Annotated in this window: 12 protein-coding genes; 9 read left to right on the top strand and 3 right to left on the bottom strand. The window is 75.7% G+C overall.

From position 1 onward, the window contains the following. Positions 1-16: 16 nt before the first annotated feature. Entirely contained in the window at positions 17-1,372 is a 1,356-nt protein-coding gene (gene murA, locus RVR_RS12445; RefSeq protein WP_202233914.1) for a UDP-N-acetylglucosamine 1-carboxyvinyltransferase, read from the bottom strand. Between the two features lie 165 nt (positions 1,373-1,537). On the opposite strand from murA, the gene RVR_RS12440 reads away from it, so the two are divergent. The 7 genes from RVR_RS12440 to RVR_RS12410 all read left to right on the top strand — a co-directional run bounded on the left by RVR_RS12440 (position 1,538) and on the right by RVR_RS12410 (position 10,934). Beyond that, on the top strand, positions 1,538-2,116 hold the full coding sequence (locus RVR_RS12440) for a YqgE/AlgH family protein (RefSeq protein WP_202233913.1): 579 nt from the start codon (positions 1,538-1,540) through the stop codon (positions 2,114-2,116). An 11-nt stretch (positions 2,117-2,127) separates the two neighbouring features. Continuing rightward, positions 2,128-2,436 (top strand): DUF3039 domain-containing protein, encoded by a 309-nt coding sequence (locus RVR_RS12435; RefSeq protein ID WP_202233912.1) that lies wholly within the window; start codon positions 2,128-2,130, stop codon positions 2,434-2,436. A gap of 58 nt (positions 2,437-2,494) precedes the next feature. Further along, positions 2,495-3,682, top strand: a complete 1,188-nt coding sequence (locus RVR_RS12430) for a tetratricopeptide repeat protein (protein ID WP_202233911.1) — start codon at positions 2,495-2,497, stop codon at positions 3,680-3,682. An 84-nt stretch (positions 3,683-3,766) separates the two neighbouring features. Next, positions 3,767-5,398 carry a beta-N-acetylhexosaminidase gene (locus RVR_RS12425; RefSeq protein ID WP_202233910.1) on the top strand — a complete coding sequence of 544 codons (1,632 nt, stop codon included), beginning with the start codon at positions 3,767-3,769 and terminating at the stop codon, positions 5,396-5,398. 264 nt (positions 5,399-5,662) lie between these two features. Continuing rightward, a complete protein-coding gene (locus RVR_RS12420; protein WP_202233909.1) occupies positions 5,663-6,535 on the top strand; it encodes an FAD binding domain-containing protein in 873 nt (290 codons plus the stop codon). Beyond that, positions 6,532-8,622, top strand: a complete 2,091-nt coding sequence (locus tag RVR_RS12415; protein ID WP_202233908.1) for a 2Fe-2S iron-sulfur cluster-binding protein — start codon at positions 6,532-6,534, stop codon at positions 8,620-8,622. The genes RVR_RS12420 and RVR_RS12415 overlap by 4 nt, the downstream gene beginning before the upstream one ends. A gap of 5 nt (positions 8,623-8,627) precedes the next feature. Further along, the gene (locus RVR_RS12410) at positions 8,628-10,934 is read left to right on the top strand and encodes a xanthine dehydrogenase family protein molybdopterin-binding subunit (protein WP_237405300.1); all 2,307 of its coding nucleotides are present in this window, start codon (positions 8,628-8,630) and stop codon (positions 10,932-10,934) included. Between the two features lie 67 nt (positions 10,935-11,001). On the opposite strand, the gene RVR_RS12405 is transcribed toward RVR_RS12410, so the two are convergent. After that, positions 11,002-11,742, bottom strand: a complete 741-nt coding sequence (locus RVR_RS12405) for an isocitrate lyase/PEP mutase family protein (protein ID WP_202233906.1) — start codon at positions 11,740-11,742, stop codon at positions 11,002-11,004. Beyond that, positions 11,739-12,185 carry a carboxymuconolactone decarboxylase family protein gene (locus RVR_RS12400; RefSeq protein ID WP_202233905.1) on the bottom strand — a complete coding sequence of 149 codons (447 nt, stop codon included), beginning with the start codon at positions 12,183-12,185 and terminating at the stop codon, positions 11,739-11,741. Before RVR_RS12400 ends, RVR_RS12405 begins: the two co-directional genes overlap by 4 nt. Before the next feature lie 213 nt (positions 12,186-12,398). Between RVR_RS12400 and RVR_RS12395 the strand changes: the two genes are divergently transcribed. Both RVR_RS12395 and RVR_RS12390 read left to right on the top strand, forming a co-directional pair. Continuing rightward, positions 12,399-13,535 (top strand): SPFH domain-containing protein, encoded by a 1,137-nt coding sequence (locus RVR_RS12395; protein WP_202233904.1) that lies wholly within the window; start codon positions 12,399-12,401, stop codon positions 13,533-13,535. Positions 13,536-13,678: 143 nt separating this feature from the next. After that, positions 13,679-14,839: a TFIIB-type zinc ribbon-containing protein gene (locus RVR_RS12390; protein ID WP_202233903.1), complete on the top strand. Its 1,161-nt coding sequence runs from the start codon at positions 13,679-13,681 to the stop codon at positions 14,837-14,839. The last annotated feature ends 58 nt before the right edge of the window (positions 14,840-14,897 follow it).

Here is a 14,897-nt window from a genome sequence, read left to right as displayed (position 1 = left end):
GCGGGCCCGGTGGCCCTCAGCCCGCCACGTCGGCGCGGTCGGACCCCGACGGGAGCTCGATGTCGGCGCCCAGCCCTTCGAGCTTCGCCAGGAAGTTCTCGTAGCCGCGGTTGATCAGGCTGATGCCGTGCACCCGCGAGGTGCCCTGCGCGGCCAGCGCCGCGATCAGGTACGAGAAGCCGCCGCGCAGGTCGGGGATGACCAGGTCGGCGCCCTGCAGCTTGGTCGGCCCGGACACCACGGCCGAGTGCAGGAAGTTGCGCTGCCCGAACCGGCAGGCGCTGCCGCCCAGGCACTCGCGGTAGAGCTGGATGTGGCCGCCCATCTGGTTGAGCGCCTCGGTGAAGCCGAGCCGGGACTCGTAGACCGTCTCGTGCACGATCGACAGCCCCGACGCCTGGGTGAGCGCCACCACCAGCGGCTGCTGCCAGTCGGTCTGGAAGCCCGGGTGCACGTCGGTCTCCAGCGCGATGGCCTTCAGCGGGCCGCCCGGGTGCCAGAAGCGGATGCCCTCGTCGTCGATCTCGAAGGCGCCGCCGACCCGGCGGTAGGTGTTCAGGAAGGTCATCATCGAGCGCTGCTGCGCCCCGCGCACGTAGATGTCGCCCTCGGTGGCCAGCGCCGCGCTCGCCCAGGAGGCGGCCTCCAGCCGGTCCGGGATGGCCCGGTGGACGTAGCCGCCGAGCGAGTCCACGCCGGTGATCCGGATGGTGCGGTCGGTGTCGAGCGAGATGATCGCGCCCATCTTCTGCAGGACGCAGATCAGGTCCTCGATCTCGGGCTCCACCGCGGCGTTGGTGAGTTCGGTCACGCCCTCGGCGAGCACCGCGGTCAGCAGCACCTGCTCGGTGGAGCCGACCGAGGGGTAGGGCAGCCTGATCCGGCAGCCGCGCAGCCGCTGCGGCGCCTCCAGGTACTGGCCGTCCGCCCGCTTCTCGATGGTGGCGCCGAACTTGCGCAGCACGTCGAAGTGGAAGTCGATCGGCCGGCCGCCGATGTCGCAGCCGCCCAGGCCCGGGATGAACGCGTGCCCGAGCCGGTGCAGCAGCGGCCCGCAGAACAGGATCGGGATGCGCGAGGAGCCGGCGTGCGCGTCGATGTCCGCGACGTTGGCGCTCTCCACCCGGCGCGGGTCCATCACCAGCTCACCGGGCGCCTCACCGCTCTCCACGGTCACGCCGTGCAGTTGGAGCAGACCGCGCACCACCCGCACGTCCCGGATCTCGGGCACCCCCAGCAGCCGGCTCGGCTCGCTGCCGAGCAGAGCGGCCACCATGGCCTTCGGCACGAGGTTCTTCGCACCTCTGACCCGGATCTCGCCTTCCAGGGGAGTTCCACCGTGGACAAGCAGCACATCGGCGATGTCGGTCATGGATCTCGCGATCTTCTTCAGAAGCCGTACCCGGCTTCGGTGAGCGCGGCAGCGGGTCTTTCGCCGCCGCGCGGGAACCAAGAACAGATGGTAATGCGCCCGGTGGGTCCGCCTACCCCGCCGTTGACCCTCCCAACGGGCAGCGGTTGGGGGATCATGTGGACCATGACCGAGGTGTCCTCGCTCACCGGACGACTCCTGGTGGCCACGCCGAAGCTCGCGGACCCCAACTTCGACCGGGCGGTGGTGCTCCTCCTCGACCACGACGCGGAGGGGTCGCTCGGCGTCGTCCTGAACCGGCCGACACCCGTCGGCGTCGGCGACGTGCTCCGGCCCTGGGCGCCGCTCGCGGTCGCCCCGCCGGTCGTCTTCCAGGGCGGGCCGGTCTCGCTGGACTCCGCGCTGGGCCTGGCCGTGGTGCCGGGAGAGCCCGGGGAGGAGGGCGACGAGGCGATCCTCGGCTGGCGGCGGGTGCACGGCGCGATCGGCCTGATCGACCTGGAGGCGCCGCCGGAACTGCTCGCCGCGGAACTGGGCTCGCTGCGGATCTTCGCCGGGTACGCCGGCTGGGGGGCCGGCCAGCTCGAGCGGGAGCTCGCCGACGGCGCCTGGTACGTCGTGGAGTCCGAGCCGGGTGACGTGTCCGCGCCCGATCCGGAGAAGATGTGGCGGGCGGTGCTGCGCCGCCAGCGCGGCAGGCTCGCGATGGTGGCCACGTATCCCGACGATCCCTCTCTCAATTAGGCTTGACGGTTATGAGCACTCTCGAGCCCGAGCGCGGGGCGGGCACCGGCACACTGGTCGAGCCGACTCCGCAGCTCTCCCACGGTGACGGCGACCACGAGCGCTACGCGCACTACGTCCAGAAGGACAAGATCATGGCGAGCGCGCTGGAGGGCACGCCCGTCGTCGCGCTCTGCGGCAAGGTCTGGGTCCCCGGACGCGACCCGAAGAAGTACCCGGTGTGTCCGATGTGCAAGGAGATCTACGAGGGCATGCCGGCCGGTGGCGGCGGCAACGACAAGTCCGGTTCCGGCAGGTCCGGAAGGGGCGGCAACGACTGACAGCGGCGCGTTCGGCGCGGCGGACGCGCCGGACGACGACGCGCACAGCGGTGAGCGCGTGCACTTCCTGGTCGGCCAGGGCCGGTTCGCCGAGGCGCACGCGCTGATCAGCGACGCCTTCGTCGAGCGCAACGGCAGCGCCGGATACCTGCTGCGCGCCTGGGTGCTCGCCCAGGAGCAGCGGCCCGCGGAGGCGCGCGACGCCGTCGACTGGGCGCTGGCGATCGCCTCGCCGGTCGAGGCCGGCGACGTCTTCGTGCTCGCCGGCGTGGTGCTGCTGTCCCTGGACGAGGCGCACGCCGCGCTCACGGTGGCGCTGCGCGCGACCGGCGCGGACCCCGACGGCTGGGAGCCGGCGGTGCTGCTGTCCGACGTCTACCGGCGGCTCGGCCGCGTCCCGGACGCGATCGCCGCCGGCCGCCGCGCGGCCGCGCTGGCCCCGCGCGAGGCCGAGGCGCAGATCGCGCTCGCCCGCTCGCTGTCCGCCGGGCGCGGGGTGCTCGGGCGGATACCGCGCCGCAACCGCGCCGAGCACCGGGCGGCCGCGGAGCGGGCACTGGCGCTCGGCGCGTCGCCCGGGCAGCTCGTGGTGCCCCGCGGCGGGGCCGTGCTGGGCGGGGCCGGCCTCGCGGTCTTCCTCGGGGTGCAGCTCTACCGGGTGGAGACCGGCGGCGGCTGGGAGCTGGTCGCGGCCGGCATCGTCTTCGGGGTCACCTTCGGGCTGATCGGGGTGCTGGCGGTGATGGGCGCGCGGCGCTCCGGGGTGAGCGCGCGCACCCGGCTGCGCGGGGTGCGCGCCACCACGCGCACCGAGATGGTCGGCGACGCGTGGCTGTGGCGGATCGCCGCGGTGCGCGTCGCCACGATCCTGCCGCTGCCCGCGCTGCTCACCAGCGGGCTGGCCGCCGACCGCGCGTCGCGGGGCTCGCCCTGGCCGCTGTGGGCGGTGGCGCTGCTGTGCGCGGCCGGGCTCGCCGCGGTCTGCGCGGTCCTGCTGGGCGTCCCCTGGTGGTACGGCGAGGTGTACGCGCGGCGCATCCTGCGGTACGCCGGGCTGGTGCGGCTGCAACTCACCGCGACGGGGCTGCTGATCGGCGGGACCCTGGCGGTGTCCCTCCGGGGACGCGGCACGGGTGACACCTGGGCGCCCATCGCCCTCGCCCACCTCTTCTGGACCGTCGGCGGATGGCTGGCCGCCGCCGTCCTCTCCGCCCGCCTCCACGCCCTGCGCCGCCGCGCCCTCTAGGACCTGCCCGGCGGATCCTGCCGGCCTCCGCGGGGGACCCCTATTGGTCTATGCCAATCGGCGGGGGTGTTGCAGGATGAGGGCATGGACCTCATCCCCCTGCCGAGCCAGGGCACGACGGAAACCGGTGACGGCGGAGCCGTCTTCACGCTGCGGGCGCGGACGGCGCTCGTGGCCGGCCCGGGGACGGACGCGGCCGCGCGGTGGCTGCGCGGCACCCTGGGCGCGGCGACCGGCCTGCCCTTCCCCGCCGGCGGCCCCTCCGACGCCGCGGCCGTGCGGCTGGTGGTGGACGGCACGCTGCCCGGCGGCCCGGAGGCGTACCGCCTGACCGTCGACCCGTCGGCCGGCGTGGAGATCGCCGGCGCCGGACCGGCCGGCGTCTTCTGGGGCGCCCAGACCCTCCGCCAACTGCTCGGCCCGGACGCCTTCCGCCGCGCGCCTCTGGCCGAGCGCGCCTGGACCCTGCCGGCCTGCCGCGTCACCGACGCCCCCCGCTTCGGCTGGCGCGGCTTCATGCTGGACGTGGCCCGCCACTTCATGCCCAAGGACGTGGTCCTGCGCTACCTGGACCTGATGGCGGCGCACAAGCTCAACGTGCTGCACCTGCACCTCACCGACGACCAGGGCTGGCGGGTGGAGATCCGCCGCCACCCGCGCCTGACCGAGGTGGGCGCCTGGCGCGAGCGCACCAAGGTCGGCCTGCGCGAGTCCCCGCTGTGGGAGGAGCGCCCGCACGGCGGCTACTACACGCAGGACGACATCCGCGAGATCGTCGCCTACGCCGCCGCCCGCCACATCACCGTCGTCCCCGAGGTGGACATCCCCGGCCACTCCCAGGCCGCCATCGCCGCCTACCCCGAACTCGGCAACACCGACGTGCTCGACACCAGCGCCCTGCCGGTGCTCACCAGTTGGGGCGTGAACCCCAACGTGCTCGCCCCGACCGAGGCCGTGCTGCGGTTCTACGAGGAGGTGTTCACCGAACTGCTGGAGCTGTTCCCCGGCACCTTCTTCCACGTCGGCGGCGACGAGTGCCCCAAGGAGCAGTGGGCCGGCTCGCCCACCGCGAAGGACCGCATCGTGGAACTCGGCCTGCGGGACGAGGAGGAGCTCCAGAGCCGGCTGATCCGGCACTTCGACCGCTGGCTCGCCGAGCGCGGCCGCCGGCTGATCGGCTGGGACGAGATCCTGGAGGGCGGGCTCGCGGAGGGCGCCGCGGTCTCCTCCTGGCGCGGCTACGGCGGCGGGATCACCGCCGCCCGCGCCGGGCACGACGTGGTGATGTGCCCCGAGGGCCACGTCTACCTCAACTGGCGGCAGTCCGACGCGCCCGACGAGCCGGTGCCGATCGCCCACGTCCGCACGCTGGAGGACGTCTACCGTTTTGAACCGGTCCCGCCGGAGCTGACCGCCGGGGAGGCCGCGCACATCATCGGCACCCAGGCCAACGTCTGGACCGAGGTGATCGATTCGCCCCGCGTGCTCGACTACATGGTCTTCCCCCGGCTGGCCGCCTTCGCCGAGGTCGCCTGGTCCGCGCTGGGTGCCCCCGCCGACCGCGACTGGCCCGGTTTCGAGGCGCGGATGCGCACCCACTACGCGCGGTTGGACGCCCTCGGCGTGGAGTACCGCCCGCCCGGCGGCCCTCGGCCCTGGCAGCGCCGCCCCGGTGTGCTCGGGCGGCCGAAGGACGGCCCGCCCCCGATCGTGTGACCGGACCGGGGCCGGCGGCGCGGCGCGCGGCCGGCCCCCGGCGCCCCGGACCCGTACCGCCCCAACTGCCCCGAACGCAGGCAATCGCGGCACGGCGCGCGATCGGGATCTAGCCGTACGATCACCCTGTGAGGGGCGGATCGGTACTTCGTGGACCCTCGCGTCGGGCGCCCCGGAACATGTGCCAGAGTTGCCACGTCCGGGCTGTCAGCACGTACGGTACGGCTACCGCGTGACGGAGGTAGGCCGGGAAGGGGCAGCGGCGTGAGCACGTATGCACGGCAGGAGGCGGCGAACGTCACGCTGCCCTCCTCGCTCGACGAGGCGGTGGCGGCACTGGCCGACATGCCCAGTGCCGTGCCGGTCGCCGGGGGCACCGACCTGATGGCGTCGGTCAACTCCGGGCTGCTGCGCCCGGCCGCGCTCGTCGGCCTCGGCCGGATCAGCGAGATCCGCGGCTGGCAGTACGCCGACGGGGCCGCGCTGCTCGGCGCCGGCCTGACCCACGCCCGCATGGGCCGCCCCGACTTCGCCGCGCTGATCCCCGCGCTGGCCGCCGCCGCCCGCTCCGCCGGGCCGCCGCAGATCCGCAACGCCGGCACCCTCGGCGGCAACATCGCCACCGCGGCGCCCACCGGCGACGCCCTGCCGGTGCTCGCCGCGCTGGAGGCGAGCGTGATCCTCGCCGGGCCGGAGGGCGACCGCGAGCTGCCGGTCAGCCATCTGCTCACCGGCATGGACCCGTTGCGCCCCGGCGAACTCCTCGCCTTCGTGCGCATCCCGCTGCTGCACGCCCCGCAGACCTTCCTCAAGGCCACCGGGCGCACCGGCCCCGGCCGGGCCGTCGCCTCCGTCGCCCTGGTCGTGGACCCCGCCCGGCGCCAGGTGCGCTGTTCGGTCGGCGCCGTCGCGCCGGTGCCGCTGCGGCCGTTGGAGGCCGAGCAGTGGGTGGCCGGGCTGATCGACTGGGACGGCGAGCGCACCCTCGCCCCCGAGGCGTGCACCGCCTTCGGGGAGTACGTCGCCGCCGCCTGCATCCCCGACCAGCCGGGCGTCGAACTACCGCCGGCCGCCGTCCAGTTGCGCCGAACCGTGGCCGCACTGTCCCGCCGAGCGCTCGGGAGGGCCCTGGCATGACCGACCGGCAGCCGAACGAGCGGGACCAGCACGAGCAGCACGAGCAGCACGACGTGCACGGCCCGGGCACCGCCGGCGCCTGGCAGCCGGTGCCCGGCGGCGGGGACTACGACCCCGACCAGACCATGCACGTGTCCTTCGCGGCCCAACTCCCGCCCGAGCCGCGGCCCGGCGAGGACCCGCTCGGCGCGCACGGCCCGGCCGGTCCCGGCTGGAACGGCCGGCCGGCGGGCGACGCCGGCTACCTGGACGACGGCGGCTACCAGGTCGGCCAGCCGCTGTTCGGTCCCGGCCCGGACGACCCGGCGGCCTACGCCTACCCGCCGCAGGAGCAGCCCGGCCCGCAGGGCGGCGACCCCGGCCGGCCCTACGCCGGCCACGAGCGGCCGTACGAGCACGCCGGCCACGCCGGGCACCTCGACCCCGCGGGCGGCTACGGCGGGTTCGGCGGCGGCCAGGACGACGCGGGGGGCGGTCCGTTCCCCGGCCACGACGCCGGCCCGGGCGACCCCGGTCCGGGCGACGGCGGCAGCGGCGAGCCTTCCGGCGGCGCCCCCGACCCGGCCACCACCTGGTCGATCCCGGTCATAAGGGAGGAGTCCGAGGCCGAGTCCGGCGAGTACTCCCTCGGCGCCTTCTCGCCTGCCTGGGACCAGACGCCCTCGCCCGCGCCCACCCACTCCTTCCCCGCCGCCATGTTCGGCCAGGGCGCGGCCGCCGCCGCGCAGGCGGCGCAGGAGCGGGCCGCGGCCGAACGGGCGCGCGGCGGCGCCGACGACGCGCCGTCCGACGGCGGCAGCGGCCACTGGGAGATGCCGTTCACCGGCCCGGAGGGCGGCGACGCGGTGCCGTGGCTGCCGGCCCACGCCCCGGCCGCCGACGCGGCCTGGTCGGGCATCGTGGACGACCCGGAGGCCCCGCCCCCCGCGCCGACGGGCGAGGGGGCCGCCCAGGACCGTCCGGGCGGCCACGACGGCGCCGCGACCGGTGAGCACCCCTACGGCGTCCAGGACCCCTCCGCCGGCCACGACGGCGCCGCGGCCGGCGACCTCCAGGACTACGGCGTACCGCGGTTCGACGAGGCCGCCGCCGCGGAACCGGCCGGCGGCCCCGAGGGGTACGACGTGCTGCCCGACCCCGCGGGTCCGGACGGCGCCGAGCGGCCCGCGCCGCAGGACGGCGCCGACCTCCCCGACGGCCCCGAGGAGCCCCGGCAGGACGGCGGCCCCGACCCCGCCGCCGACCAGGCCGCCGCGCCCGTACCGGGCACCGTGGAGGCCGTGGACGCCTCCGACCCCGCGGACCCCGTGGAGGCCGTGGACGGCGACGCGCCCGCCGACGACGCCCAGCCCGGCGACCTCGCGCCCGGCGACGGCACCGGCACCGTCCAGGACGGCGACGGAGCCACGGACTTCGGCTCCGACGGCGCCGGCGCGGCCGAGCCCGACCCCGCCGCCCCCGACGTCGCTCCCGGCCCGGAGGAGGCGTTCGAACCCGCCGCCGAGACCCGCAGCGAGCACCCGCTCGCCTCCTACATGCTGCGGGTCAACGGCACCGACCGGCCCGTCACCGACGCCTGGCTCGGCGAGTCCCTGCTGTACGTGCTGCGCGAGCGGCTGGGGCTGGCCGGCGCCAAGGACGGCTGCGAGCAGGGCGAGTGCGGCGCCTGCTCCGTCCAGGTGGACGGGCGGCTGGTGGCGTCCTGCCTGGTGCCCGCGGCGACCGCGGCCGGCAGCGAGGTGCGCACCGTCGAGGGCCTGACCGTCGACGGCCGCCCCTCCGACGTCCAGTGCGCGCTGGCCGACAGCGGCGCCGTGCAGTGCGGCTTCTGCATCCCGGGCATGGCGATGACCGTCCACGACCTGCTTGAGGGCAACCACCGGCCGACCGACCTCGACATCCGCCAGGCGCTCAGCGGCAACCTGTGCCGCTGCTCCGGCTACCGGGGCGTCCTCGACGCCGTCCGGTCGGTCGTCGCCGCCCGCGACACCGGCCGCGACCCGGACGACCAGGGCGCCGCGGGTTCCGACGACCCCGCCCGCATCCCGCACCAGGGCGGTCCCGCGACCTCGGGAGGTGACCGGTGAGCAGCATCGTCGAGGGCCCCGGAGCGGTGGCCGACCCGCTGGCCGACACCGGCGGCGAGCCGCACGGCATCGGCGCCTCGGTGCCCTCCGCCGACGCGCTGCCGAAGGCGCAGGGCACCTACCCGTACGCCGCCGACCTGTGGGCCGAGGGCCTGCTGTGGGCGGCGGTGCTGCGCTCGCCCTACCCGCACGCGCGGATCACCCGTGTCGACACCTCCGACGCGGTCGCGATGCCCGGGGTGCGCGCCGTGGTCACCCACGAGGACGTGCCCGGCGACGCCATGCACGGCCGCGGGGTCGCCGACCGGCCGGTGTTCGCCCACGACGTCGTGCGCCACCACGGCGAGCCGATCGCCGCGGTCGCCGCCGACCACCCGGACACCGCCCGGCTGGCCGCGGCCGCGATCCTCGTCGAGTACGAGGTGCTGGAGCCGGTCACCGACCCGGAGAAGGCGTTCGCCGCCCAGCCGCTGCACCCCGACGGCAACCTGATCCGGCACATCCCGCTGCGCTTCGGCGACGCGGAGGCGGTCGGCGACGTCGTGGTGGAGGGCCTGTACCGGGTCGGCCGGCAGGACCCCGCCCCGATCGGCGCCGAGGCCGGGCTGGCCGTGCCGCGCCCGGACGGCGGCGTGGAACTCTACGTCGCGTCCACCGATCCACACGCCGACCGGGACATCGCCGCCGCCTGCTTCGGGCTGGAGTCCGACCGCGTCAAGGTCGTGGTCACCGGCGTCCCCGGCGCGATGGGCGACCGCGAGGACTCCGGCATCCAACTGCCGCTGGGCCTGCTGGCGCTGCGCACCGGCTGCCCGGTGAAGTTCGTGGCCACCCGGGAGGAGTCCTTCCTCGGCCACGCGCACCGCCACCCCACCCTGCTGCGCTACCGCCACCACGCCGACGCCGAGGGCCGGCTGGTCAAGGTCGAGGCGCAGATCCTGCTCGACGCGGGCGCCTACGCCGACGCGTCCTCCGACGCGCTCGCCGCCGCCGTCGCCTTCGCCGCCGGCCCGTACGTGGTGCCGCACGTGTTCGTCGAGGGCTGGGCGGTGCGCACCAACAACCCGCCGTCCGGGCACGTGCGGGGCGAGGGCGCGCTCCAGGTCTGCGCGGCCTACGAGGGCCAGATGGACAAGCTCGCCGCCAAGCTCGGCCTGGACCCGGCCGAGATCCGGATGCGGAACGTGCTGGCCACCGGGGACCTGCTGCCCACCAGCCAGACCGTCACCTGCCCGGCGCCGGTCGGCGAACTGCTCAAGGCCGTGCGGGACGCCGACCTGCCGCCGCTGCCCGACGGCGACGACGAGTCGCAGTGGCTGCTGCCCGGCGGCGTCTCCGGCGCCGGGGAGCCCGGGGCGGTGCGCCGCGGGGTCGGCTACGCGCTCGGCATGGTGCACGTGCTCGGCGCCGAGGGCGCGGACGAGGTGTCCACCGCGACCGTGCGCATCCACGACGGCCGCGCCACCGTCATCTGCTCGGCCGTCGAGACCGGGCAGGGGTTCACCACGCTGGCCCGGCAGATCGTGCAGGAGGTGCTCGGCGTCGACGACGTGCGGGTGCTGCCCTCGGACACCGACCAGCCGCCGGCCGGGCCGGCCGCGCGAGGGCGGCACACCTGGGTGTCGGGCGGGGCGGTGGAGCGCGCGGCCAAGATGGTCCGCACCCAACTGCTCCAGCCGCTGGCCGCGAAGTTCGGCATGTCGGTGGAGCTGCTGTCCATCGCCGACGGCAAGATCACGTCCTACGACGGGGTGCTGTCCACGACGGTCGCCGAGACGCTCGACGGCAAGGAGCTGTGGGCCACCGCGCAGTGCCGGCCGCACCCGACCGACCGGCTCGACGACAACGGGCAGGGCGACGCGTTCGTCGGGCTGGCCTTCTGCGCGATCCGCGCGGTGGTGGACGTGGACATCGAGCTGGGGGCCGTGCGGGTGGTCGAACTCGCCGTCGCGCAGGACGTCGGACGGGTGCTCAACCCGCGGCAGCTCGCCGCGCGGATCGAGGCCGGCGTCACCCAGGGGCTGGGTCTGGCGCTCATGGAGGACCTGCGGGCGCCGCGCGGGATCGTCAAGCGGCCCAACCTCACCGGATACGCGTTGCCGACCGCCCTCGACGCGCCCGACGTGCGGATCGTCAGGCTCGTCGAGGAGCGGGACGTGGTGGCCCCCTTCGGGGCGAAGGCGGCCTCCGCGGTGCCGGTGGTCACCTCCCCGGCGGCCGTCGCCGCCGCGGTCCGCGCGGCCACCGGCCGTCCCGTCAACCGCCTCCCCATCCGCCCCCAGGCCGCGGTCGTCAAACCCCCCACCGCCTGAGCGGTCCCGGCCCCCTGCGCCCCTTTGTCGCGTCCGCGGGCGCGACAAAGGGGAGCAGGGGGGCACTTCAGGTGGCCAGGCCCGCGGCGACCGCCCGCAGCGTGTCCGTCGCCTGGTGGTGGAGCCCGCCGCCGAACGTCACCCGGGCGGCGCCGAACACCCCGAGTTCGCGGGGCGCGGGGCCGCCGGCCCGGCAGAGCGCGTTCACCGGGAGCCCCACCCCCTCGGCGATCGCGGCGAGCTGCGCCGGCGGGGCGAGGATCGGGTAGACCACGTCCGCTCCGGCCGCGGCGTACCGCACCCCGCGGGCGATCGCGGCCGCCGGCGTACGGTCCGTCCCGCGCAGGTAGGTGTCGACGCGCGCGTTGAGCACCAGCGCGTCCCCGGCCGCGGCCCGCACCTCCGCGAGGAAGTCCGCCTGCGCGCCCGGGTCCCGCAGGGTGCCCGCCGCCGGGTCGGAGTCCTCCAGGTTGCACCCGACCGCCCCGGCCTCCAGCAGCCGTTCCACCAGCTCCGCGGCCGGCAGGCCGTACCCGGCCTCGACGTCCGCGGTCACCGGCACGTCCACGGCGCGGGTGATCCGGCGGATCGCGGCGAACATCTCGTCCGGCGGAGTGCCCTGCCCGTCGGCGTAGCCGAGCGCCGCCGACACGCCCTCGCTGGGCGTGGCCAGCGCCGCGAACCCGGCGTCCGCGAAGACCCTCGCGCTCGCCGCGTCCCACGGCCCGGGCAGCACCAGCGGGTCGCCGGCCGCCCGGCCCGTGTGCAGGGCGCGCAGCGCGGCGGCGCCGCCCGCGGGGGCGCTCACGCCGGGCTCCCGGGCGGGGTGCGGAACGCCACGTTGAAGCGGTTCCACGCGTTGATCGCGACGATCGCCCCGACCAGCCGGGCCAGTTCGGCCTCGTCGAAGTGCGCGGCGGCCCGCGCGTACACCTCGTCCGGCACGAACCCCTCGGTGAGCAGCGTGACCGCCTCGGTCAGCGCCAGCGCGGCCCGCTCCCGGTCGGTGTAGAGGCCGTCGACCTCCTCCCACGCGGCGAGCAGGTCGATCCGCTCGTCGCTCTCACCGGCCTTGCGCGCCTCCTTCACGTGCATGTCCAGGCAGAAGGCACACCGGTTGATCTGCGAGGCCCGGATCTTCACCAGCTCCCCGACCACCGGGTCGAGCCCCTGCGTCGCGGCCCGGCCGAACGCCAGCATCGCCCTGTACGCGTCCGGCGCCTGCCGGGCGTAGTTTCCTCGTTGCGTCATGCCCCCGACGCTACGGCCCGCCGGCGCCGGCGCCCTGGTCCACTCCGCACTCCGATCCCCGGGCCAATCCGGCGCGGAACCGGGGATCGGGGGCGGGCGTCCTGTACGGGTGGGGACGGGGGCGGTTGCTAGAGTGCCGGGGCTCGGGGGCGCCCGGGCCGCTGGACGATCATCGGGGCAAGCAGCGCGCGCAGCGCGGAATGGGGGACGGGCGTGGGTCTGTTCGACGCGATCCGGGGCGAGTTCATCGACATCGTGGAGTGGACCGACGACAGTCGGGACACCATCGTGTGGCGGTTCCCGCGGCACGACAACGAGATCAAGATGGGCGCCAGGCTCGTCGTGCGCGAGTCCCAGACGGCCGTGTTCGTCAACGAGGGCCAGATCGCCGACGTGTTCACCCCCGGCACGTACACCCTGCACACCCAGAACATGCCGATCCTGTCCACCCTCAAGGGCTGGAAGTACGGCTTCGACTCGCCGTTCAAGGCCGAGGTGTACTTCGTCACCACCCGCCAGTTCACCGACATGAAGTGGGGGACGGCGAACCCGGTGATCGTGCGGGACGCCGAGTTCGGGATGGTCCGGCTGCGGGCCTTCGGCTCGTTCGCCGCGAAGGTGGTGGACGCGGCCGCGCTGCTGCGCGAACTGGCGGGCACCGACCCGCAGTTCCGCACCGAGGAGGTCCAGGAGTACCTGCGCCAGCTCATCGTCGGCCGGCTGTCCACCGCGCTCGCCGCCTCGGGTGTGCCGATGCTGGACCTGGCCACGCAGCAGGACGCGATCGGCACCCGGCTGGCCGGGGTGCTCAGCCAGGAACTGGCGTCGGTCGGCATCGCGGTGCCGAAGTTCGTGATCGAGAACATCTCGCTGCCGCCGGAGGTCGAGGAGGCCATCGACACCCGGTCGCGGATGGGCATCGCGGGCAACCTCGACCAGTACACGCAGTTCCAGGCGGCGAACGCGATCGGGGACGCGGCCCGCAACCCGGGCGGCGGGGGCGAGGGCGTCGGCCTGGGCGTCGGGCTGGCGATGGGCCAGCGGATCGCCGCGGGGCTCGCCCCGCAGACCGGGCAGGCTCCGCAGGCCCCCGCGGCTGCCGCGCCCGCTCCCGCGGCCGCCACCCCGCCGCCGCTGCCCCGGCAGGCCCAGTGGTTCCTCGGGATCGGCGGCGCCCAGCAGGGCCCGTACGACGCCGCCGCGCTGTCCGGCCTGGTCGCGGCCGGCACCCTCACCCGCGAGACGCTGGTCTGGAAGGACGGTATGGCCGGGTGGCTGCCCGCCGCGCAGGTCCCGGAGGTCGGCGGGCTGTTCGGGGCGGTGCCGCCGCCGCTGCCGCCGCAGGCGTGAGGCGGACCGGCGCGGGGGGGCGCCGTCGCGGACCGAAGGCGCCACGGCGCCCGCGCCCGCGGGTGCCCCGGGAGCACGCACGCAAGGCACGTCGAGGCCGGCCCGCGGACGGCCGGGCACACGAGGGTGGGGAGAGCGAGGCCATGAGCACTCAGGAGCGCGGCCCGGAGGGGCAGGCGGCCGCCACCGGCGCACCGCAGGCGGGGGCGTACGGACAGGCGGCGGGCGACGTGCGGTCGTACCCGTGCGAGGCGTGCGGCGCGACCGTCGAGTTCTCGCCGGGCGCGGGCGCGCTGAAGTGCCCGTACTGCGGACACGAGCAGGCGCTCGCCCAGGTGCCGCGCCAGGTGCGCGAGCATCCCATCGGGGAGTTGGCGGCGCTGCGGGACAAGCCGCGTGCCGTCGTGCTGGGCGAGGCCCGCGCGTTCCTGTGCCCGGGCTGCGGCGCCCGCACGGAGACCGACGACCTGTCGGCGCGCTGCCAGTTCTGCGCGACCCCGCTGGTCGCCGACGCCGAGCAGACCGAGCGGGTGGTGCCCGAGGCGGTCGTCCCGTTCGGCCTGGACCGCGGCGCCGCCCGGGACCGGCTGAACACCTGGACGTCCTCCCGCTGGTTCGCGCCCGGCAGCCTGAAGAAGGTCACCGAGGCGGAGACGTTCAAGGGCAGCTACCTGCCGCACTGGACCTACGACGCCGCGACCGCCTCGCGCTACGAGGGCCAGCGCGGCGAGCACTACTACACCACCGAGACCTACACCGCCACGGAGAACGGCCAGCAGGTCACCCGCACCCGCCAGGTCCGGCACACCCGCTGGCACCACGCCTCCGGCACCGTCGCGCGCGCCTTCGACGACGTCCTGGTGGCCGGGACCGTCCACGTGAAGTCCGAGCAGCTCGACAAGCTGACCCCGTGGCCCCTCCAGGAGGCGCGCCCCTACCAGCCCGAGTACCTGGCCGGCTTCCAGACCGTCCGCTACGACGTCGAGCCCGAACAGGGCCTGGAGACGGCGAAGGAGCGGATGGCCGCGCAGATCGCGTCGGACTGCCGCGCCGACATCGGCGGCGACGAGCAGCGGCTGACCTCCGTGGCCACCCGGTACGACGACGTGACGTTCAAGCTGGTCCTGCTGCCGGTGTGGTTCCTGACCTACCTGCACGCGGGCAGGAGCTGGCAGGTCATGGTGAACGCCCGCACCGGCGAGGTGATCGGGGACCGCCCCTACAGCGCCGTGAAGATCACGGCGGCGATCGCGGCGCTGGCCGTGGTGATCGCGGTGATCGTCGCGGTGGTGGCGGCGAAGTGACGTGGCCGGGCGGCGGGGTGACCCGCCGTCCGGTCGGCGCCGGTGCGGCCCGCGCGGC

Origin of the sequence: Streptomyces sp. SN-593, assembly GCF_016756395.1 — a bacterium.
In the GTDB taxonomy this organism is placed as follows: Bacteria; Actinomycetota; Actinomycetes; order Streptomycetales; family Streptomycetaceae; genus Actinacidiphila; species Actinacidiphila reveromycinica.
This window is presented reverse-complemented; position numbering and strand designations above follow the sequence as displayed.

What these genes read in the sequence shown, in the direction of transcription:
- murA (WP_202233914.1), bottom strand. Translation starts at nt 1,372, where the DNA reads ATGACCGACATCGCCGATGTGCTGCTTGTCCACGGTGGAACTCCCCTG.
- RVR_RS12440 (WP_202233913.1), top strand. Translation starts at nt 1,538, where the DNA reads ATGACCGAGGTGTCCTCGCTCACCGGACGACTCCTGGTGGCCACGCCG.
- RVR_RS12435 (WP_202233912.1), top strand. Translation starts at nt 2,128, where the DNA reads ATGAGCACTCTCGAGCCCGAGCGCGGGGCGGGCACCGGCACACTGGTC.
- RVR_RS12425 (WP_202233910.1), top strand. Translation starts at nt 3,767, where the DNA reads ATGGACCTCATCCCCCTGCCGAGCCAGGGCACGACGGAAACCGGTGAC.
- RVR_RS12415 (WP_202233908.1), top strand. Translation starts at nt 6,532, where the DNA reads ATGACCGACCGGCAGCCGAACGAGCGGGACCAGCACGAGCAGCACGAG.
- RVR_RS12400 (WP_202233905.1), bottom strand. Translation starts at nt 12,185, where the DNA reads ATGACGCAACGAGGAAACTACGCCCGGCAGGCGCCGGACGCGTACAGG.
- RVR_RS12390 (WP_202233903.1), top strand. Translation starts at nt 13,679, where the DNA reads ATGAGCACTCAGGAGCGCGGCCCGGAGGGGCAGGCGGCCGCCACCGGC.